A 21,175-nucleotide genomic window follows, 5' to 3' on the forward strand; every position below is an offset into this window, starting at 1 on the left:
AAGCGAAAGAACTCACCACCCGGTTGACAGATAATTTCCAGACTTTAATTCCTGCATCTTCAAGTTAATTGCGTATAAATCCCATCCTATTAGGGCTATTTTATTAGGTATTTTGAATTTGGGCCGTGTTCAGATTAAAGCGATAGCTTTTGAACGTACTTCAATGCGGTTCGAAAGGAGGTACGCAGCGAACCCTACTCACGTACTAATTCTTGATTACCTACGTGCACGCTCCGATTTCTGCGGACAATCTGTGTACAACATTACGTTTACTGGGATAGATTCTTAGTTAACTCATGACCTAAAGGTAAATTGCTGAACTCTTGTGCCGCTTTTATCGTAGTTTTTGTCTCTGGAATACGGATTTTTCAGGATAATATTTATTAACATATTGATTTTTAAATATATTGTTATATTTTAAAGTAAAATAGCCATTTGCAAATTTTTTTTGAAATTGTAATCGTAAAATACTTACATGATAAATGAATAGTTATTGAACAATTCAGGTTGATTCCTATTATCTCCTCACTTATGCTTCTTTTTATTTATTTTTTATGCATAAACTATGCATAAATTGTAAATAAAACCGCTTTTATAAATTGTGAAAAACATCATAAAGTAAATTATTTGTAATATCATTGTATTGACTTTGTTAAGCCTCAAAGAGATGATGCATCCAGCTTGCAATCTTAAAGGATGGAAAAAGATATTCATAGAATGTAATTGGAAACTAATTGAAATAATTAATAGAAAATATGAGTAAGTCTATTAATTAAAAAATCACATTTCATGGTATATCAATTCATTTTTATTTTAGTTATTTACTTTTTTGAGGAAAAATAAATGTCAAACACGATCCAGAGAAGCTGGTTTGATCAGTATATGGTCCCTTGTTTTTCACCGGCTCAATTTATTCCTGTCCGAGCTAAAGGCTCTCGTGTATGGGATCAGGAAGGGAAAGAGTACGTTGATTTTGCCGGTGGTATCGCGGTGAATTCATTGGGACATGCCAATGATGAGTTAAAGAAAGTATTAACTTCTCAAATAGAAAGTATGTGGCACGTTGGTAATGGTTATACGAATGAGCCCGTTTTGAAACTGGCAAAAATACTTGTCGAAAATACCTTTGCTGATAAGGTTTTTTTCTGTAATTCGGGTGCTGAAGCGAATGAAGCCGCACTAAAGATTGCGAGAAAATATGCTTTAGATAAATATGGCAGCCATAAAAACGAAATCATTTCATTCGAAAATTCCTTCCACGGTAGAACATTATTTACCGTGACTGTGGGCGGCCAACCCAAATATTCACAAGATTTCGCTCCATTGCCGCAACAAATTAGCCATCTTCCCTATAACGATATTGACGCTATCAAAGCTCATATTTCGGAAAATACTTGTGCTGTGATTGTGGAACCCATCATTGGTGAAGGCGGTGTCATTCCTGCTGATCCTGCCTTCCTGAAAGCCTTGCGGGAACTGTGTGACCAACATCAGGCATTGTTGATTTTTGATGAAATCCAAACAGGAGTCGGTCGGACAGGGTATTTTTATGCTTACGAAGAAACAGGTGTTGAGCCAGATATCCTGACTAGCGCCAAAGGTCTTGGTGGAGGTTTTCCTATCGGAGCCATGCTGGTTAAACAGCCTATAGCAGAAGTTTTCCAGCCGGGTTCACACGGTACAACATTCGGCGGTAATCCGCTGGCGGCGGCGGTTGCCAATCAGGTAGTTGCTTTAGTCAACCAACCGGAATTTCTGGCGGGAGTACAAGAGCGTCATCATGAATTCATCAAGCGTATGTCAGATTTGAACCAACGTTATCACGTGTTCAGTGAATTACGTGGAAAAGGCTTGCTGCTGGGAGCCGAACTGGAGAAAAAATATCAGGGTAAGGCTAAAACCCTGAGCAATATCGCTGCGGAAGAAGGGTTGATTGCCTTGATTGCCGGTCCAAATGTGTTGCGTTTTGCCCCTGCGTTAAATATCGAAGAGCAGGACATCAATGACGGTTTCGCCCGTCTTGAAAACGCCCTCAAGCGATTTGTTCAGGAATAATACAGGTTTGAGGTGATATCATGATGCTATTTAGATCCGTTCAACATCAAGATTTAGGGGATATTCTCGATCTTTCGTCCCGTGCTGGCGTTGGTCTGACATCGCTGCCACACAATCAGGAATACCTGACGGCACGGATTTCACGCAGCATTGATTCATTTAACGATGTAAATGGACGAGCACAGCAGGGATTCCTATTTACTCTGGAAGATACGGAGAAGCATCGTGTTGTTGGTGTTAGTGCACTGGAAGTTGCGGTAGGGCTGGAAGAAGCATTCTATAATTTCCGTTTACAGCGGTCGGTGCGTGCATCCCGTGAACTGGGCGTTTACAACACATTTGAAACGCTTATGGTGGGGCAGGATTATACGGGGTGCAGTGAGTTATGTACGTTGTTCCTCGATCCTGATTATCAGGGGGGAGGTAATGGTGTTTTCCTTTCCAGAAGCCGCTTCCTGTTTATTTCGGCATTCAGGCATCTCTTTCCAAAATCTATTTTTGCGGAAATGCGTGGGGTGGTGGATCTACAGGGAGAATCCCCGTTTTGGAATGCCCTTGGGCAACACTTTTTCAATATCCCTTTCGCTCAGGCCGATTACTTGACCGGCATTGGTATAAGAACGTTTATTGCGGAATTGATGCCATTCCATCCCATTTATGTACCACTACTGCCGGAAGATGCGCAGAAAGCCATCGGTCAGGTGCATGAGAATACCGTACCCGCTCGCGCCATCTTAGAAAAAGAAGGTTTCTTCTATAACGATGGGGTCGATATTTTTGATGCAGGCGCCATCTTGCAAGCAGAAATTGATAATGTGCGTTCGATCAAGGCAAGTCGGCTTGCCTATGTCAAAAAAAGCGAAAAGGTCTCCCGACAGAGTGATGGGGTGCCGTGTATTGTTTCCAATGTGCATTTTCAGGACTTTAAGGCACTGCTCCTGAATATCCCTGATCCGTTTAGTCATGATGAACTGCAACTGACTCCTGCGGAGATGGAAGTGCTCCATGTGGATGAGGGGGATGCTGTGCGCTTTATTTCTCTTTTTTCTGAGGGATCTTCACAATGAATCATCAAGCAAATTATATCGGTAGCGGGTGGGTAGCAGGGCAAGGCGAACCCGTCATCAAATATTCTCCTCTTGATCAGCGGATTTTATGGCAGGCAAACAGTGCTTCTGCCAGTCAAGTAAATGACGCTTGTCAATCTGCCCGCAGGGCGTTCCCGGCATGGGCGAAACTGACGGCTGAAAAACGCATAGCCATTATTCAGGCGTTTGCTGATTTACTCACACAGGAAAAAGAGGCCATTGCCCGTGTGATCAGCGAAGAAACCAGTAAGCCTTTGTGGGAAACAAGGACAGAAGTTCAGTCTATGATCGGTAAAGTTGCTATTTCCATTGAAGCATGGCAACAGCGGACTGGCTATTCAGAAACGCCTATGCCAGATGGCAAGGCGATATTGCAGCACCGTCCCCACGGTGTGATGGCAGTTTTCGGCCCTTATAATTTCCCCGGCCATTTACCTAACGGCCATATTGTTCCGGCGTTGATTGCCGGTAATACACTGGTGTTTAAGCCAAGTGAATTGACGCCCATGACGGCGGAAAAAACAGTGCAATTATGGATCAAGGCGGGGTTGCCTGCGGGTGTATTGAATCTGGTTCAAGGGGGAAGGGAAACAGGCGGTGCATTGCTGGATAGCCGTGAAATTGATGGTGTGTTATTTACCGGCAGTGCAGCGACAGGTTTTCATTTCCACCGCGTGCTTGCGGGTCAGCCTGAAAAAATGCTGGCGCTGGAAATGGGCGGCAACAATGCTCTGATTGTGGATGATTATGACGATCTTGATGCTGCGGTTTACACCATCATCCAATCTGCGTTTATTTCCGCTGGGCAGCGCTGTACCTGCGCCCGCAGGCTGCTGGTGAAACGTGGAGAGAAGGGGGATGCTCTGATTCAACGGCTACTTTATACCGCAGGTCAGATTATTCCATCTCGCTGGGATGCCGATCCCCAACCGTTTATAGGCGGAGTGATCTCGTTGCCCGCAGTAGAAAATCTGCTGGATGCTCAGTCACGATTGCAGGCATTGGGCGGGGTTTCGCTGTTGACTATGACTCAACCTGATCCTGACTCAACGTTTATGACACCCGGCATTATCGATCTGACCGATGTCAAAGAGGTTCCTGACGAAGAATATTTCGGGCCTCTATTAACCTTGAAGCGTTATGACATTTTTGAGGAAGCAATCTCCATCGCAAATGATACGCGCTTTGGTCTTGCAACGGGGTTGATTTCGCCGGATGCCGCTCTATTCGAGCATCTGTTGCAGGAAGCAAGAGCAGGGATTGTGAATTGGAACAAACCGTTGACTGGCGCCTCCAGCGCTGCCCCGTTCGGTGGCATGGGTGCATCGGGCAATCATCGTCCCAGTGCGTACTATGCCGCAGATTATTGTGCCTGGCCAATGGCATCTCTGACGGCAGACAAGCTGGTTTTACCTGATGCGCCTGCGCCGGGTCTGGGTTTTTTCCGTTCTTGATTTTTGTTATTAATAGCTTAGAGAGCAGAGGTAATTATGTCGGGAATTGAAGCAAATTTTGATGGCCTGGTGGGTATGACTCACCATTACGCCGGGCTGTCAATGGGTAATGAAGCCTCGATGACTCATCGGGGGCAACAGTCCAATCCCCGCAAAGCTGCGCTTCAGGGATTGATGAAAATGAAGTCGCTGTCTGATATGGGGCTGGTTCAGGGGGTTCTGCCCCCGCAGCAGCGTCCTAATCTTCCTGCACTGCGGCAGTTGGGTTTTACTGGCAGTGATGAGCAGGTATTAAGTAAAGCTGCACAATATTCACCCTTGTTGCTGTCTAATCTCAGTTCCGCTTCTTCTATGTGGACAGCAAATGCAGCAACGGTTTCACCTTCTGCTGACAGTGCTGATCAACGAGTCCATTTTACGGTGGCGAACCTGAATAACAAACTGCATCGTTCATTGGAAAGTACAGTCACCGCGCGAGTGCTGGAAGCCGTCTTTCCTGATCAGGCTTGTTTTGTCCATCATGATCCTTTGCCTCAACATGGGGACTGGGGAGATGAAGGTGCGGCAAACCATAATCGTTTCTGCGGCGAATATGGTGAAGCGGGTGTGCAGCTATTTGTGTATGGCCGCAGTGTTTTACAGGAAGGCACGGCACCTAAACGCTATCCGGTAAGGCAGACATTGGAAGCCAGCCAGGCGGTCGCTCGTCTGCACCAACTTGAGGCCGCTCAAACGGTATTTGCCCAGCAGAACCCTGTCGCCATTGATAGGGGGGTGTTTCATAACGACGTGATCGCCGTCAGTAACCGCAATGTTTTTTTCCATCATCAGCAGGCGCTTGTGAATCAGCAGTCCGTATTAGCTGAACTTGAGGAAAAAATGGCGCGGCTTGGGCAAAAATTGATTGCGATTGAAGTCCCTTCATCACAAGTGACGCTTCAGGATGCGGTTGGATCCTATCTTTTTAACAGTCAGTTATTGAGCCAGCCTAATGGCGACATGATGCTGATCTTGCCAGAAGAATGTCGCCAGAATGCCAATGTCTGGACATATTTGCAGGCTTTAGTTGCGGGTGCTGATTCCCCTATCAAGAAACTCCACTTTTTTGATTTACGGGAAAGTATGCGTAATGGCGGAGGCCCTGCCTGCCTGCGGTTGCGCGTCGTCTTGAAAGAACAGGAATTAGCGGCGGTGAATCAGGCTGTTTTGATGACGCCAGAACTGTATCAACGCCTGACTTCTTGGGTTGAACGGTATTATCGTGATTCCCTGTATACCGCAGATTTGGTTGATCCCCAATTGCTGAATGAAGTCTATTTTGCCCTTGATGAACTGACTCAGATCCTCAAGCTCGGTTCGATCTATGAGTTTCAGCGTTAATCAGGAGAAAAAATGGATTTATTGAACTTATTGTTTGAAAAGAAACTTGAGGATGCTCTGCATTTCCCTCCCACTTTAAAAGCCTCATGGCTGGCGGAGGGAGTATTGCAGTTGCTGCCACAGGAGAGCAAAGCGGATACGTTGATTCTCTCCGTCGGTATCCACGGGAATGAAACCGCGCCCGTGGAGATCCTGATTCAGCTGGTGTCGCAACTCGCTCAGGGAAATCTACCGTTGCAGCACAACCTTCTGCTGATTTTCGGTAATGTCCCAGCCATGCGTGAAAATAAGCGTTATATCGATAATGATCTCAATCGCATGTTTGGTGGCCGTCACCAGAATTTTCCTTTAGGGAATGAATCGAAACGAGCGATGGAGTTGGAAGCGGTTGTTCACCAGTTCTTTCGTGAGCCAGCGGTTAGGGCATCAACACGGCGCTGGCACCTTGATCTGCATACGGCAATTCGGGGTTCCTGCCATGAACAGTTTGCCTTGCTGCCGTTTCAGGCTCGTGAATATGCATCTGATTTCCTACAGTGGCTGGAGGGGAGCGATATTGATGCTCTGGTCTTCCATAACGCAGCAGGCGGGACGTTCAGTCACTTTACCAGTGAACATTTCAACGTAGAGAGTTGCACGATGGAGGTGGGTAAAGCGCGTCCTTTTGGGCAGAACGACCTGAGCAGATTCAACAATATTACGCTTGCATTACGCGATGTCGTGGCGGGTTCGTTTTTGATTAAACGGGAAAAACCGACAATGAAGCGTTACCGTGTAATCGACGCGATTATCAAACAAGAGGACAGTTTTCGGCTCCATATTCCTGAGGATACAAAAAACTTCACTGCGCTGCCGGACGGGTTCGAAATTGCCAGCCAGCCGAATCAATTCTGGAAAATTGCTTCTCCTGCAAACTTTATTCTATTTCCCAACGCTCATGTTGCCATTGGTCAGCGTGCGGGTCTATTGCTAGTGCAATTAACGTAAAGAATCCTATGGAGGTTATCGATGACGAGGACGGTAAAAACACCTGTGGAGCAATCCGCAGGTGCGCAGAAACTTCACCGCGGATTAGGCAAACGTCATGTTCAATTAATTGCCATTGGAGGAGCCATTGGTACAGGGTTGTTTATGGGAACGGGAAAAACCATTGCTGTATCAGGCACTTCAATAATCCTGACTTACCTGCTGATCGGTTTTTTTGCTTTCATGGTCATGCGGGCAATGGGAGAACTGTTGCTCACAAAATTGGATTACCGAACCTTTGCTGATTTTGTAGCGGATTATCTCGGCGAGAAAGCCAGTTATTTTCTTGGCTGGACATACTGGATGAGCTGGGTCGTCAGCTGTATTGCGGATGTTGTAGTGTGTGGTGGCTATATCCAATATTGGTTTCCTGATGTCTCACTCTGGTTCACGGCTCTGTCACTTTTGGGGCTGATATGTTTGTGTAATTTCTGTTCGGTACGGTTATTCGGTGAAACTGAATTCTGGTTCGCCATGATCAAAGTCGTGGCAATCGTAGCACTGATTATCGTCGGTGTCGGCATGGTGTTTGTCGGATGGACATCGCCTAATGGCGTGACAGCGTCTGTTCGTCATTTGACTGATCCTGAAGTGTTCTTGCCGAACGGGATGTTTGGGTTTCTGGCAGGTTTTCAGATTGCCATTTTCTCTTTTACTGGCATTGAGCTGGTTGGCACAGTGACTGCGGAAACTAAAGAACCAGAAAAAGTCTTACCGAAAGCCATCAACACTATTCCCATCAGGATCATCATTTTCTATGTGCTTTCCATTATGTGCATTATCGCCGTAACTTCGTGGCAGAATATTTCCCCTGAAGTCAGCCCGTTTGTGACGCTGTTTGCGTTGGCTGGGTTGCCTGCGGCGGCGGCGGTGATTAATTTTGTCGCTCTGACTTCGGCGATGTCCTCGGCTAACAGTGGCTTATACGCGTGTACCCGGATGCTGTATGGCTTGTCCACAGAAAAGCTGGCGCATGGTAAATTCGCCCAACTCTCAGTGAGCAGTGCAGTTCCCATCTTCAGTTTGATATTTTCTGTTATCTGCATGGCAAGCGGAGTATTCCTGCTGTTCATTGTCCCCAACGTGATGAAATTATTTACCATTGTATCAACGGTGGCGGCTATCATGGTCATTTATAGCTGGGCAATGATATTGATTGCTTATCTGGCTTACCGTAAAAAACGCCCTGATCTGCATAAAATTTCCATCTATAAAATGCCCATGGGCATACCAATGACATGGTGTACCTTGATATTTTTTGCTTTCACAGTGGTGATTATGGTGTTTGACTACGATACTCGCGTTGCATTATATGGCACACCCATTTGGTTTGTGATATTGGAAGTTTTGTGGCGCATGCGGAAAAGTCGTAAGCAACATGCAACAGAAGAAAGAGTGGTAAATTAATCTATAGTTAATTAAATGGAGCAAAGGGATTTATATTGGTCTTTAATATTATGGTTTTTATAAAAAGGCTTATCGAATATTTAATTGATTATTACTATAAAAAAATAACCCCAGCCAAAAAGAATGGGGTTATTTTACCTGTCTCAGTTATCTCATCATGTTTCTCACAACCAGATAAAACGACTCAATAAATAGAAAATTACGCGTTTTCTTGTTGAGCCGCCTGAATCGCAGTCAGTGCAACGGTATAAATGATGTCATCAACCAATGCGCCACGGGACAGGTCGTTAACTGGCTTGCGCATCCCTTGCAGCATTGGCCCGATGGAAACCAGATCCGCAGAACGCTGCACTGCTTTATAAGTGGTGTTACCGGTGTTCAGGTCTGGGAAAATGAACACAGTAGCCTGACCCGCCACGGGTGAGTTTGGCGCTTTGGATTTTGCTACGTCTGCCATGATAGCCGCGTCGTACTGCAATGGACCATCGATGATCAGATCCGGGCGTTTTTCCTGTGCCAGACGCGTCGCTTCGCGAACTTTCTCTACATCGCTGCCCGCACCAGAGTTACCCGTGGAGTAGGAGATCATCGCAACGCGAGGATCGATGCCGAATGCTTTGGCTGAATCCGCAGATTGGATGGCGATTTCAGACAGTTGCTCTGCGGTTGGATCTGGGTTGATCGCACAGTCGCCGTAAACCAGTACTTGTTCTGGCAGTAACATGAAGAAGACAGAAGAAACCAGTGAGCTGTTTGGTGCTGTTTTAATTAACTGCAACGGTGGACGAATGGTGTTCGCCGTGGTGTGAACTGCACCGGAAACCAGACCGTCAACTTCGCCTTGTTCCAGCATCAGCGTACCCAGAACAACGTTGTCTTCCAGTTGCTCACGTGCCACAACTTCGGTCATGCCTTTGCTTTTACGCAGTTCAACCAGACGCGGAACGTAACGCTCGCGCACGGCGGCTGGGTTAACAAGTTCAACGCCCGCACCGAGTTCAACACCTTGAGCCGCAGCTACACGGCGGATTTCTTCCGGATCACCCAGCAGAATACATTCCGCAATGCCACGTTCAGCACAGATAGCCGCAGCTTTGACCGTACGTGGCTCGTCGCCTTCTGGCAGAACGATACGTTTGCCAGCCTGACGTGCCAATTCGGTCAGTTGATAACGGAATGCAGGTGGAGACAGACGGTTTGGACGCTCAGAAGTGGCTGCCAGAGAATCGATCCACCCGCTGCTGATGTGCTGTGCAACGTAGTCTTGCAGTTTTTCGATACGCTCATGATCATCCGCAGGAACTTCCAGGCTGAAGCTTTGCAGGTTCAGGGAGGTTTGCCAAGTGTTGGTTTTCACTGTGAAAACCGGCAGGCCAGTGCTGAATGCGCGTTCGCACAGTTCACGGATAGAATCATCAATAGCGTAGCCGCCGGTCAGCAGAACTGCACCTACGTCAACACCATTCATTGCGGCCAGACATGCCGTGATCAGCACGTCAGGACGGTCAGCAGAAGTGACCAGCAGGGAACCTGGACGGAAGTATTCCAGCATGTTAGGAATGCTGCGAGCACAGAAAGTCACCGATTTAATACGACGGCTCTGAATGGCACCTTCGTTGATAATGTCTGCTTTCAGGTGTTTCGCCATGTCGATTGCACGGGTTGCGATCAGGTCGAAACTCCACGGAATGCAACCGAGAATAGGGAGTGGGCTGTTTTTGAATACGGTTTTTGGATCGATGTAGGCAACGGTCGCTTTGGAGGCTTCGTCGAAGATTTCTGATAAATCTGGGCGAGTACGGCCTTGTTCATCAACAGGTGCATTCAGTTTGTTAACAATCACACCGATGATGTTCTGGTTTTTGATACCACCGTATTCTGCACGGCTCAGTTCAATCTGCTCTTTTAACTGTTCTGGAGAATGAGTGCCCAGTGCCGTGACAAACACGATTTCTGCATTCAGTGTTTTGGCAATTTCATAGTTCAGTGACTGCGCAAATGGATGTTTACGAGTTGGCACCAAGCCTTCGATCAGAACCACTTCTGCATCTTTGGTGTTTGCGTGGTAACGAGCCACGATTTCTTCCATCAACACATCTTTCTGATTAGTGGTCAGCAGGGATTCCACATGTGCCATATCCAGTGGTTCAGCAGCGTGCATGCTGGAGTGAGAACGGATGATGGATGTGGTTTGATCTTGAGAACCAGTATGACGTGGCTGTGCGATAGGTTTGAAAACACTCAGGCGAACGCCTTTTCGCTCCATGGAGCGAATTACACCCAGGCTGACACTGGTTAAACCAACGCTGGTGCCAGTAGGGATCAACATAATTATGCGGGACACGGAAACCTCTTTAACGGTTGCTCGTCAGTCAATCAACGTGACTCAATGCTATATGAATAGACGAAAAATGAGTCAACGCAATAGATATCAATGAAATATTAATCAATGCATTCATGAATAGAGAACCGCCAGCATTGCTGGCGGTTCTGGAAATCATATTACTTATGCGGTCAGGCGCGCTGCATCCTGAGCGATCACCAATTCTTCATTGGTTGGGATCACCAGAGCAGGGCGGCTGTTATCAGTGGTGATAACGCCGGATTTGCCGAATCGGGCGGCAATATTACGCTCGTGATCATACTCGAAGCCCAGCAGAGCAACTTTTTTCACTGCCAGTTCACGAACTAGTGAGGAGTTTTCACCGATGCCGCCAGTAAAGATAATCGCATCCAGACGGCCTTCCATCAGTGCGCTGTATGCGCCGATGTATTTCGCCAGCCGGTGGCAGTAAACGTCCATTGCACGTTTAGCATCAGTTTTGGTTTCGTAGTTATCTTCTACATAACGGCAGTCGCTGGTGACTTCAGTCAGACCCAGGAAGCCAGATTCTTTAGTCAGCAGAGTATTGATCTGATCAACGCTCATGCCCATTGCATCGTGCAGGTGGAATACGATAGCAGGATCGATGTCACCACTGCGAGTCCCCATCACCAGACCTTCTAGTGGAGTCAGACCCATGGAAGTGTCAACACACTGACCGTTAACAATAGCAGAAACAGAACCACCATTGCCCAGATGGCAGGTGATGACGTTCAGCTCTTCCACTGGCTTGTTCAGCATTTTGGCAGCTTCACGAGTAACATAGAAGTGGCTGGTGCCATGTGCGCCATAACGACGGATGCCATGCTCTTTGTACAAGTTGTATGGCAGAGCGTACAGGTACGCTTCTTCAGGCATAGTCTGGTGGAATGCAGTGTCAAATACTGCAATGTTTTTCTCAACCAGATGAGGGAATCCTTTTTTCGCTTCTGCGATACCAATCAGGTGAGCAGGATTGTGCAGTGGTGCGAATGGGATAGCAGCTTCAATACCTTGGATCACTTCATCAGTGATAACAACGGAAGAAGTGAACTTTTCACCGCCGTGAACGATACGATGGCCGATGGCTGAAATTTGCGCAGAAAGTTCTGGCTTTTCAGACAAAATAGTATTAACAATAAAGTTCAATGCTTCACTGTGTGCTGCGCCGGCACCTAAAGCAGCTTCGTTTTTCGCGCCATCCATTTTCCATTTAATACGGGCTTCAGGCAGGGTAAAGCACTCTGCTAAACCAGAAAGATATTCTTCACCATTGGCAGGATTGATGATAGCGAATTTCAGGGAGGAGCTACCGCAGTTAAGAACCAGTACCAGCTTACTTGACATGGAAATACCTATTATCTTGTTGTGATCTAATCTTGAATAAGAATAATGTTAAAAAATGAAACAATCTGTTAACAAACTGAACCAACGTGTTGCGAAAAAGGGCAATTTTTCTGTTTTGCTACTGCAACAACATAAAAGTCTGTGTAGGATACCGTTTGCTAGCAATAAAGACAAAATATACTTAATAGTATTAATACTACAAAAAAGATTTTATCTGTTGTAGAGATTTTTTAAAAATTATACCTTTAATTGATTGAGGTCATGATGAATACGACGCCACCTGTCAACCAAGGTTGGTTTAAGAGAGTACAATTAGGGCAGCAATATTTGAAAACGTGGCCGCTGGAAAAACAGCTCGCGCCGGTTTTCCCTGAAAATCGCATTATCAGAGCGACCCGTTTTGGCATTCGTTTTATGCCGCCGCTGGCAATCTTTACCTTGACGTGGCAAATTGCACTGGGTGGGCAATTGGAGCCATCTGTCGCAACCGCGCTGTTTGCCTGTAGTTTGCCGTTGCAGGGATTATGGTGGTTGGGAAAACGTGCAGCAACGCCTTTACCAGAAGGGCTGCTGAAATGGTTTTATGAAATTCGTGAGAAATTTGCCGAAGCGGGGATTGCCATGATGCCTGTGGAAAGCACACCAACCTACTTCTCGCTGGCTGAATTGCTTAAACGGGCATTCAAGCAATTAGATAACGCTTTCCTTGATGATATTTGAACCGTCAGATCCCCGCCCTGACGGTTGCTGAATCAATTAACTGATAAACCCCCTTTCAGATCAATAAATGGTTGTTTTGCGCTACTCATAAAAAATGGGTAGTGCGATGATGTGGTCAAGATAGATCCTTCTCTTTAAGGAATTCCACAATGGAAATGACCCATGCACAACGCCTAATTCTCTCTAATCAATACAAAATCATGTCCATGCTGGAGCCTGAACATACGGAACGCTATCGTCGTTACCAGACAGTCATCGAACGAGGCTTTGGGTTACAATTGCGTGAATTAGATCGTGATTTTGGTGAATTATCTGAAGAGACTTGTCGCCTTATTGTCAATATCATGGAAATGTATCATGCGCTGCACGTTTCATGGAGCAACCTGAAAGACAAGCAGGAGCTGGATGAGCGTCGCATGGTATTCTTGGGCTTTGATGCAGCCACTGAGCCGCACTATCTTGCCTATGTTCGTTTCATGGTGAATACAGAAGGACGCTATACTCATTTTGATTCCGGCAGTCATGGGTTTAACTTGCAGACGCCGATGTGGGATAAGTATCAGCGCATGTTGGCGTTATGGTTGTCCTGTCCTCGCCAATATCACCTGAGCACCGTTGAGATATGTCAGATTATTAACGCATGATTGCGTTTGGAGGAGTTGGGTGTGGTACTGAAATGCAGAGGTTTCTTATTCGATCTGGATGGCACGTTGATTGATTCATTACCGGTAGTTGAGCGTGCATGGTGCCAGTTTGCAGATAAAATGAGCATCGATAGAGATGAAGTGTTGAGTTTTGTTCATGGTACTCCGGCCATGATATCACTACGTCATTTTATGCCTGATGCAAGTGAAGAGGAAATCAATCGCACTTTTAAGTGGATTGAAAAAATCGAATCAGAAGATACAGAAGGAGTTACTGCCTTACCCGGTGCGGTTGCGCTGATTGATAAACTCAATGCGTTGGACATTCCGTGGGCGATAGTGACTTCGTGTACGGTTCCCCTTGCTTCTGTCCGCCATAAAGTGGCGGAGTTGCCTGAACCCGCTCATTGGGTTACTGCTGAGAGTGTCAAAAATGGGAAACCAAACCCTGAGCCTTATCTGCTGGGAGCCAGTATGCTGGGGCTGCCGCCAGAGGAGTGTGTGGTTTTTGAAGATGCTGCTGCTGGTATTCATGCTGGTTTGGATGCTGGCTGTCAGGTGGTGGTTGTCCATAATGCGCCGGGTATTCCACGTCGTGATGAACTTCATCTTGTGCTCAATAATCTGGAAGACATTGAAATTAGCAAATCTGGCGGTTATGTAACAATTTATGCCTCAAATGAGGAAAATTGTTGATCTTAACGAGGGATTTATCCTGAGAAAAATGGTCTACTTACGCGCTTAATGCCTATACCGATAGGCTCTTGATAACGCCCAATCTGCCTATCGGCAGATTGGTATTGCTGATGGGATATTCCTTAAGGTATAGCTGATTAGATACTGTTGATAGAGGCCATATTGAATAGCGAACTGTTGTGGGTATTGACCCTGCTATTAGTAGCCATTGTTCTTTTCACCACCAATAAAGTCAGAATGGATGTTGTGGCGTTATTGGTGATTATCGCATTTGTCCTGAGTGGTACGCTCTCCCTGAATGAAGCCACCATCGGTTTCAGTGATCCGAATGTCTTGTTGATTGCTGCTCTGTTTGTCATTGGCGAAGGGCTAGTGAGGACAGGCGTTGCCTACCAGATGGGGGATTGGCTGGTTCGTGTTGCCGGTAGAAGTGAAACCAAAATGCTGGCTCTGCTGATGCTGTCAGTTGCCGGGCTGGGGGCTTTCATGAGCTCCACGGGGATTGTGGCTATCTTTATTCCTGTTGTCCTGAGTGTCGCCGCTAGAGTGAAAACCTCTCCAGGCCGGCTGATGATGCCGTTGGGTTTTGCTGGTTTGATCAGTGGCATGATGACGCTGGTCGCAACACCACCCAATATGGTGGTCAATAGTGAATTGGTGCGTGAAGGTCTGCGGGGCTTTGACTTTTTTTCCATTACGCCGATAGGTATTTTAGTGTTGCTGGCGGGAATTGTTTACATGCTTGTTACCCGTCGTTGGCTAGGTGTGAAAACGCCTCAGAAACTGGACGAACGTTACCATCGTACGTTCCGTGATTTGATCCGCGACTATAAATTAGCTGGCCGTGCCCGCCGTCTTACTGTCCGCGAAGGTTCCCCATTGATTGGCCGTGCGCTGGATGAATTGAGTCTGCGCGCCCACTATGGTGCCAATGTGATTGGTATTGAACGCTGGAGGAAGTTTCGTCGGGTGATGGTAGCGGCCACCGGCGAAACTGAGTTACATCAGCAGGATGTGCTGCTGGTGGATATGTCCGATAGCGATGTGGATCTGCGAGAATTTTGCAGCGAGCAACGGTTAGAGCCGATGATATTGCGCGGGGAATATTTTTCGGAACAGTCCCGTGATGTGGGAATGGCCGAAGTTTCTGTGATCCCTGAATCAGAACTATTGGGGAAATCGTTGCGTGATATGAAATTTCGCACACGTTATGGTCTCAACGTGGTGGGGATTCGTCGTAGCGGTAAAGCCATTGTTGACAAATTAGTCGATGAACCTGTACACCTTGGTGACATCTTACTGGTGATTGGCGACTGGAAACTGATTCGTGCATTGAAAACCAAAACACCTGATTTCATTGTGCTGAACCTGCCCGTTGAAGTGGAAAGTGCCGCTCCCGCAGCATCACAGGCACCTCATGCTCTGTTTTGCCTTGCCCTGATGGTGGCGATGATGCTGACCAATGAAATTCCCAATTTTGTTGCTGCCTTGATTGCCTGCCTGCTGATGGGAAAATTTCGCTGTATCGATATGGAAAGCGCCTATCGTGCCATTCACTGGCCGAGCATCATTTTGATTGTCGGGATGATGCCTTTTGCTCTAGCACTACAGAAAACGGGCGGTATTGATTTAATTGTTAAAGGCTTGATGGATATTGCCGGCAACATGGGGCCACGGGTGATGCTGTTGTGCCTGTTTGTACTCTGTGCGCTGATCGGGTTGTTTATTTCCAATACAGCAACTGCCGTATTGATGGCGCCGATTGCTATTGCTGCGGCGAAACAGATGTCTGTTTCACCCTTGCCCTTTGCTATGATTATTGGTGTTGCGGCTTCGGCTGCGTTTATGACGCCTGTTTCATCTCCCGTCAATACGCTGATACTGGGGCCTGGTGGATATCGATTTGTTGATTTCCTGAAACTTGGCGTACCTTTTACGCTGATCGTCATGGGGATTAGTGTGGCGATGATCCCGATACTTTTTCCATTCTGATCTTTTTCCCAATCTACTGTTTCAGGGATTTCAGTTGGCTAAGTTTAAATAATGCAGCTTCCGCATCAAGGAAGCTGCATTGTGGTTACAGGCTGATTTCATCAAGGGAAAGACTGAAACTTGGCACAAACACTGTCAGAAAATAATCCATCTCTTCACTGTGGCGTTCGGCCAATGTTTTTTCCAATCGTGATTTGGCCTGATTGAATTCAGCATTGCCAGCCGATAGCTCTTCCAGACATTTCAAATAAGCACATAACGCATCGGCCTGTTTGACAATGGCAGTTTCTTCATCCGTGTGAAGCTGATCATCCAAAATAGAGCGAAAATCATCCTGTAATTCAGAAGGCAGCATAGCCAATAATTTATGTTGGGCGATTTTTTCTATTTTTTTGTATTCGTGGGCAATTTGGGGATTGTAATATTTAATTGGAGTAGGCAGATCTCCGGTGATGACTTCGCTGGCATCATGGTACATGGCCAGCAGGGCGATCCGTTCGGCATTGGTACTGCCGTTGAATTTACGGTTTTTGATCACCGCCAGTGCGTGGGCGACAAAAGCGACTTGCAAACTGTGCTCTGAAACATTTTCTGTACGCACATTTCGCATGAGAGGCCAGCGATTGATCAACTTCAGGCGAGATAACTGGGCGAAAAAATGACTCATAATTTTCTCTTGCTGCGGGACAATGTGATTAATTGTGGGCGGAGCCAGGGTGGAAGTAAACCCATTAGGAGCCAAAATAAGTTGTGAAAGGCAATTGGAATCTGTACTGAATGAGAATGTGGGGGATATGTGTGGCATAGAGATATTAGAGCTGTTTAGGCTCTAATATTCACGCAGGATGGTTATGCTTATTGCCGATAATTGCCGATAAAGCGGGCAAATTTCTCAATCGCTATTTGCAAATCAGTAGTATGTGGCAGTGTGACAATACGGAAATGGTCAGGTTCTGGCCAATTGAACGCCGTACCTTGAACCAACAGCACTTTTTCCTGTAATAACAGATCCAGCACCATTTTCTGATCGTCATGGATGTTGAAACGTTTGGTGTCTATTTTCGGGAACATATACAGGGCGCCCATGGGTTTCACGCAGGTAACACCGGGGATCTGATTAATCAATTCCCATGCGTGATTACGTTGTTCATAGAGGCGACCGCCCGGAAAAATAAATTCGCTGATGCTCTGATAGCCCCCCAAAGCTGTTTGAATGGCGTGCTGCATTGGGACGTTGGCGCAAAGACGCATGGATGCCAGCATTTCCAGCCCTTCAATATAGCCTTTTGCCTGTTTTTTCGGGCCATTCAGTACCATCCAGCCTTGACGGAAACCCGCAACGCGATAGGTTTTTGATAAGCCATTAAAGGTAACGGTAAAGAGATCGGGGGCCAGTGCCGCGATGGAATGGTGCTGGGCATCATCGTACAGAATTTTGTCGTAAATCTCATCGGCGAAAATAGTCAAATTATGCTGACGGGCAATTTCCACGATTTCCAGTAGCAACTCTTTGCTATATACCGCTCCCGTTGGGTTGTTCGGGTTAATAATGACAATCCCCCGGGTGCGTGGGGTGATTTTACGGCGAATGTCATCTAAATCAGGGAACCAGCCTTGTTGTTCATCACATAGGTAATGAACAGCCTTGCCGCTGGAAAGTGATACCGCTGCTGTCCAGAGAGGATAATCCGGCGCAGGCACCAGCATTTCATCCCCAGTATTGAGCAGAGCTTGCATGGATTGAACGATAAGCTCAGAAACACCGTTACCAATAAAGATATCTTCAACGGTAATATCCAGCATATTTCTGGCTTGATAATGCTGCATGATCGCTTTGCGCGCGGAGTACAGCCCTTTCGAATCAGAGTAGCCCTGAGCGGTTGAAAGATTGCGAATAACATCGACCAAAATTTCATCGGGTGCTTCGAAGCCAAATGGCGCCGGATTACCAATATTTAATTTCAGTATCTTATTGCCTTCTTCTTCAAGTCGCTTGGCTTCTTTGAGGGTATTACCCCGGATGTCGTAGCAGACATTATCTAATTTGCTGGATTTATTAATGGAAAACATAGAGTGCCTTAACCTCGTGGCAAGAAGTGGGTTTTACCCGGCATACAAAGTGTGGTGATTAAAGTGTAATGATCAATGTACTCCTCTCAGTCTGTATTTTGAAGATGCTTTGATATCTTTGGTGAAAACGGTTGTTTTAAAGACTAATGTATAAGTTTGCCCTCTAAAAAATCGTATTTTATTGGTGTTTTATTCTTGATTTTTATTTATTCTTGGCTTTAAATTTTAAATAATGGCGTGTTTTTAGTTGGCTGAATGAAAGAACAGGTAATTTAATGATGAATTTTTAGTCTACAACATTAAAGGGAACTCGAATTGTCAATAAAAGTAAGAAGGTTTGTATAATGTATTCTTATAATTTATCTTTACTGACGTAAAGTTAATTAAGGTTTTTATCACATGATACTTTGACAATGTTTTTGAATTTTTACCCGTAACATTTTCAGGACTTTTCAATGAAAAGGTTAAATCATTAAGAATATTAATATTTTTGGGTTGAGATAAATTTTCTTCATTCAGTTACGCTATTCTTTGAGGTAAGTCAGAAAAAGGATATTTGTACTGGAAATTGGTGATTATGTGATGTAAATAGAGTTTTATCTCCGCTTTAATTTGGAGATTGCATAAATTTTGTTAAGAAAGGAGAAATTAAAACCCATGATTATATAGATAGTAAAAAAAAAGCAGTAAACCTTTGCCCTCTTTAATAGAGTAGAGTAATGTCACAATCGGTATTATTTTATTTGATACTGCTGAAGTAAAAACACCAGGTTAGTTAGTAATTAAAATCAAAAAAAAAGTGATGAATAAACAATGATAAATGCAAATCGTCAGATAATAAACCTCGATCTCGATCTGCTAAGAACTTTTGTTGCCGTTGCTGACTTAAATACTTTTGCAGCCGCCGCAGCAGCAGTTTGTAGAACGCAATCGGCTGTGAGTCAGCAAATGCAACGTCTGGAGCATCTTGTGGGGAGAGAATTGTTTGCTCGCCACGGACGTAACAAGCTCCTGACTGAACATGGGCTTCAACTTCTTGGTTATGCACGTCAGATTTTACGTGCCAATGACGATGCTACTGCATCATTGACGTACAATGATGCTGACGGTGAATTAAGAATAGGGGCATCTGATGATACTGTTGATACCCTTCTTCCTTTCCTGTTAAATCGCATTGCTTCTGTCTATCCACGCATGGCTGTTGATGTGCGAATCAAACGCACTCAGTTTATTGAAAGCATGCTGGATAACCATGAAATTGATTTGGCATTGACCACAGCAAAAATTAATCACCATCCAAAAACGGTTCTGCGCTCCTCGCCTGTGTTATGGCACTGTGCGCCTGATTTTCAGTTGCAGACGAACGAAGCTATACCGTTGGTTGTAATGGATGAAACCAACCCATTCCGTCAGATCGCGCTGGATACGCTGGATACGGCCGGTATTTCATGGCGTATTGCTTATGAAGCGGCTTCCCTATCAGCTGTTCGTGCAGCTGTGAATGCTGAAGTTGGCATTACTGCCCGCCCTCTGGAAATGCAGAATGCAGATCTAAGAATTTTGGGGGAAAGTGAAGGGCTGCCACGCCTGCCAGAAATACAATTCTTCTTGTATCGAAACAGTAACGAACAGAATGAATCTGTCCTGACTGTTTTTGATGCGATAGAAAATAAGAAAACACCTTATACCGTAACTACTGTCGAATCTGGTGAAACCGACGAGATTGATGAATCAGTTGAAATATCCACTGTTGAAAATATAGACGAGTAAGTATTACGTGTTTTATAGGCTAATATTTCCATTTTATTTGTGGAGATATTAGCCTTTTTCTAAACTGTTATTAATAATTCTTTCAGGTTTTCGTTTCCATTTCTGATATTTCCCTCCAAAAATATACCCTATTAATTTTCCTATCTCTTTCGAATTTTAGTTAAAGGAATGTTGTTTTGTTAACAACTTTCATTTTTCTAAATTGATAAAATAAATTCGCTTTTGGAAATAGTTGCTAGATTGCGGTTCTACAGCCCTTTTTAGAAATAATTTATTAAGGATTGAATGAATTACATTCAAGTGTTGAATATTTTTCAATGAAATTGTGCACTCGATCATAAAAATACTCTGATTAGTGCGGTGGAAAGACAGGTTTTTCCTGAGATAATAGTGTAGTAAAGTCGAGTTATCGGTTAAACTAGTTATGGCGCGTTGGTGGCTTTTTACTCGACTGACACGTTTTAGCGATATATAAGCACAATCTGTTAATTAATGGTTTTTTGTTTGTAAATAAATAGGTAGTCGCTTTTGCCATGCAGGCAAAATATTGTTTAGAGGAATAAAAACCAAGACGATTCAAGCTATTAATGATATTGATTAGCACTGTTTCATATTTGGTTGTTATCCCTTCCCATGAATCGATGTGGTGCAACACTGCCGGCAAAAAGAGCAGACATCTTGACACCACTTTTGATGAGTAAGCAACGAGTATGTCTACATCCACTGGAGTTTTTGCCCATCACTGGGCGTTTGCAGTTTTCCTGCTAGGTGCTTTTGGTCTGTGTGCGCTTATGTTATTGGGTGCGTACTTCCTGGGGGGCAGGTCGAAAGGCAGAGCGAAACACATACCTTATGAATCGGGTATCGATTCTGTCGGCAGCGCCCGTCTCCGCCTGTCAGCGAAGTTTTATCTGGTCGCCATGTTCTTTGTCATCTTCGACGTTGAAGCCCTTTACTTATACGCATGGTCAGTTTCTATCAAAGAAAGTGGCTGGCTGGGTTTTGCCGAAGCAAGTATTTTCATTTTGGTGTTATTGGCAGGCTTGGTTTATCTGGCTCGCATTGGAGCACTGAACTGGACTCCTGCGCGCTCACAACGTCAAGTCAGTAAACCCAGTGCTGACATTCATACCAACAACAGTCATATGCAGTAATAGCGAGGCA

The 21,175-nt window shown here is 45.3% G+C and carries 16 protein-coding genes; 12 read left to right on the top strand and 4 right to left on the bottom strand.

Going from position 1 to position 21,175, the window contains the following annotated elements:
• The first annotated feature begins 843 nt into the window (after window positions 1-843).
• Genes NXS07_RS11820 through NXS07_RS11845 form a run of 6 tightly spaced genes read left to right on the top strand, consistent with a single transcriptional unit; the run spans window position 844 to window position 8,410 of the window.
• The gene (locus NXS07_RS11820; RefSeq protein WP_038207558.1) at window positions 844-2,055 is read left to right on the top strand and encodes an aspartate aminotransferase family protein; all 1,212 of its coding nucleotides are present in this window, start codon (window positions 844-846) and stop codon (window positions 2,053-2,055) included.
• A gap of 20 nt (window positions 2,056-2,075) precedes the next feature.
• Window positions 2,076-3,122 carry an arginine N-succinyltransferase gene (gene astA / locus NXS07_RS11825; RefSeq protein WP_038207560.1) on the top strand — a complete coding sequence of 349 codons (1,047 nt, stop codon included), beginning with the start codon at window positions 2,076-2,078 and terminating at the stop codon, window positions 3,120-3,122.
• Window positions 3,119-4,597 carry a succinylglutamate-semialdehyde dehydrogenase gene (astD, locus tag NXS07_RS11830; RefSeq protein ID WP_038223558.1) on the top strand — a complete coding sequence of 493 codons (1,479 nt, stop codon included), beginning with the start codon at window positions 3,119-3,121 and terminating at the stop codon, window positions 4,595-4,597. Before astA ends, astD begins: the two co-directional genes overlap by 4 nt.
• 36 nt (window positions 4,598-4,633) lie before the next feature.
• The gene (gene astB / locus NXS07_RS11835) at window positions 4,634-5,977 is read left to right on the top strand and encodes an N-succinylarginine dihydrolase (protein ID WP_258086804.1); all 1,344 of its coding nucleotides are present in this window, start codon (window positions 4,634-4,636) and stop codon (window positions 5,975-5,977) included.
• A 12-nt stretch (window positions 5,978-5,989) separates the two neighbouring features.
• Complete coding sequence (gene astE / locus NXS07_RS11840; protein ID WP_051863028.1) at window positions 5,990-6,964, top strand: succinylglutamate desuccinylase; 975 nt, start codon at window positions 5,990-5,992, stop codon at window positions 6,962-6,964.
• Window positions 6,965-6,985: 21 nt separating this feature from the next.
• Entirely contained in the window at window positions 6,986-8,410 is a 1,425-nt protein-coding gene (locus NXS07_RS11845; RefSeq protein ID WP_038207568.1) for an amino acid permease, read from the top strand.
• A 199-nt stretch (window positions 8,411-8,609) separates the two neighbouring features.
• Here the strand turns inward: NXS07_RS11845 and pta are convergent, their stop codons facing one another.
• Both pta and ackA read right to left on the bottom strand, forming a co-directional pair.
• Window positions 8,610-10,754, bottom strand: a complete 2,145-nt coding sequence (pta, locus tag NXS07_RS11850; protein WP_038223561.1) for a phosphate acetyltransferase — start codon at window positions 10,752-10,754, stop codon at window positions 8,610-8,612.
• 162 nt (window positions 10,755-10,916) lie between these two features.
• Window positions 10,917-12,119, bottom strand: coding sequence for an acetate kinase (gene ackA / locus NXS07_RS11855; protein WP_038192962.1), 1,203 nt, complete (start codon window positions 12,117-12,119; stop codon window positions 10,917-10,919).
• 264 nt (window positions 12,120-12,383) lie between these two features.
• Here ackA and yfbV point away from each other — a divergent pair, with 264 nt between their 5' ends.
• The 4 genes from yfbV to NXS07_RS11875 all read left to right on the top strand — a co-directional run bounded on the left by yfbV (window position 12,384) and on the right by NXS07_RS11875 (window position 16,171).
• Window positions 12,384-12,839 carry a terminus macrodomain insulation protein YfbV gene (gene yfbV, locus NXS07_RS11860; RefSeq protein WP_038207575.1) on the top strand — a complete coding sequence of 152 codons (456 nt, stop codon included), beginning with the start codon at window positions 12,384-12,386 and terminating at the stop codon, window positions 12,837-12,839.
• Between the two features lie 149 nt (window positions 12,840-12,988).
• A complete protein-coding gene (locus NXS07_RS11865) occupies window positions 12,989-13,483 on the top strand; it encodes a YfbU family protein (RefSeq protein ID WP_258086805.1) in 495 nt (164 codons plus the stop codon).
• A gap of 27 nt (window positions 13,484-13,510) precedes the next feature.
• The gene (locus NXS07_RS11870) at window positions 13,511-14,179 is read left to right on the top strand and encodes a sugar phosphatase (protein ID WP_196244677.1); all 669 of its coding nucleotides are present in this window, start codon (window positions 13,511-13,513) and stop codon (window positions 14,177-14,179) included.
• Window positions 14,180-14,341: 162 nt separating this feature from the next.
• Complete coding sequence (locus NXS07_RS11875) at window positions 14,342-16,171, top strand: SLC13 family permease (RefSeq protein WP_038223562.1); 1,830 nt, start codon at window positions 14,342-14,344, stop codon at window positions 16,169-16,171.
• 85 nt (window positions 16,172-16,256) lie between these two features.
• On the opposite strand, the gene yfbR is transcribed toward NXS07_RS11875, so the two are convergent.
• Window positions 16,257-16,838, bottom strand: a complete 582-nt coding sequence (yfbR, locus tag NXS07_RS11880) for a 5'-deoxynucleotidase (RefSeq protein WP_038207584.1) — start codon at window positions 16,836-16,838, stop codon at window positions 16,257-16,259.
• 188 nt (window positions 16,839-17,026) lie between these two features.
• Complete coding sequence (locus NXS07_RS11885) at window positions 17,027-18,241, bottom strand: pyridoxal phosphate-dependent aminotransferase (RefSeq protein ID WP_258086806.1); 1,215 nt, start codon at window positions 18,239-18,241, stop codon at window positions 17,027-17,029.
• A gap of 813 nt (window positions 18,242-19,054) precedes the next feature.
• On the opposite strand from NXS07_RS11885, the gene hexA reads away from it, so the two are divergent.
• Both hexA and NXS07_RS11895 read left to right on the top strand, forming a co-directional pair.
• The gene (gene hexA / locus NXS07_RS11890) at window positions 19,055-20,011 is read left to right on the top strand and encodes a transcriptional regulator HexA (protein WP_038218819.1); all 957 of its coding nucleotides are present in this window, start codon (window positions 19,055-19,057) and stop codon (window positions 20,009-20,011) included.
• A 710-nt stretch (window positions 20,012-20,721) separates the two neighbouring features.
• Complete coding sequence (locus tag NXS07_RS11895; RefSeq protein ID WP_038192980.1) at window positions 20,722-21,165, top strand: NADH-quinone oxidoreductase subunit A; 444 nt, start codon at window positions 20,722-20,724, stop codon at window positions 21,163-21,165.
• The last annotated feature ends 10 nt before the right edge of the window (window positions 21,166-21,175 follow it).

Origin of the sequence: Xenorhabdus bovienii (assembly GCF_024721015.1) — a bacterium.
Lineage (GTDB): Bacteria > Pseudomonadota > Gammaproteobacteria > Enterobacterales > Enterobacteriaceae > Xenorhabdus > Xenorhabdus bovienii.

Coding starts and splice junctions, on each gene's coding strand:
- NXS07_RS11820 (WP_038207558.1), top strand. CDS start 844: ATGTCAAACACGATCCAGAGAAGCTGGTTTGATCAGTATATGGTCCCT.
- astA (WP_038207560.1), top strand. CDS start 2,076: ATGATGCTATTTAGATCCGTTCAACATCAAGATTTAGGGGATATTCTC.
- astD (WP_038223558.1), top strand. CDS start 3,119: ATGAATCATCAAGCAAATTATATCGGTAGCGGGTGGGTAGCAGGGCAA.
- astB (WP_258086804.1), top strand. CDS start 4,634: ATGTCGGGAATTGAAGCAAATTTTGATGGCCTGGTGGGTATGACTCAC.
- astE (WP_051863028.1), top strand. CDS start 5,990: ATGGATTTATTGAACTTATTGTTTGAAAAGAAACTTGAGGATGCTCTG.
- NXS07_RS11845 (WP_038207568.1), top strand. CDS start 6,986: ATGACGAGGACGGTAAAAACACCTGTGGAGCAATCCGCAGGTGCGCAG.
- ackA (WP_038192962.1), bottom strand. CDS start 12,119: ATGTCAAGTAAGCTGGTACTGGTTCTTAACTGCGGTAGCTCCTCCCTG.
- yfbV (WP_038207575.1), top strand. CDS start 12,384: ATGAATACGACGCCACCTGTCAACCAAGGTTGGTTTAAGAGAGTACAA.
- NXS07_RS11865 (WP_258086805.1), top strand. CDS start 12,989: ATGGAAATGACCCATGCACAACGCCTAATTCTCTCTAATCAATACAAA.
- yfbR (WP_038207584.1), bottom strand. CDS start 16,838: ATGAGTCATTTTTTCGCCCAGTTATCTCGCCTGAAGTTGATCAATCGC.
- NXS07_RS11885 (WP_258086806.1), bottom strand. CDS start 18,241: ATGTTTTCCATTAATAAATCCAGCAAATTAGATAATGTCTGCTACGAC.
- hexA (WP_038218819.1), top strand. CDS start 19,055: ATGATAAATGCAAATCGTCAGATAATAAACCTCGATCTCGATCTGCTA.
- NXS07_RS11895 (WP_038192980.1), top strand. CDS start 20,722: ATGTCTACATCCACTGGAGTTTTTGCCCATCACTGGGCGTTTGCAGTT.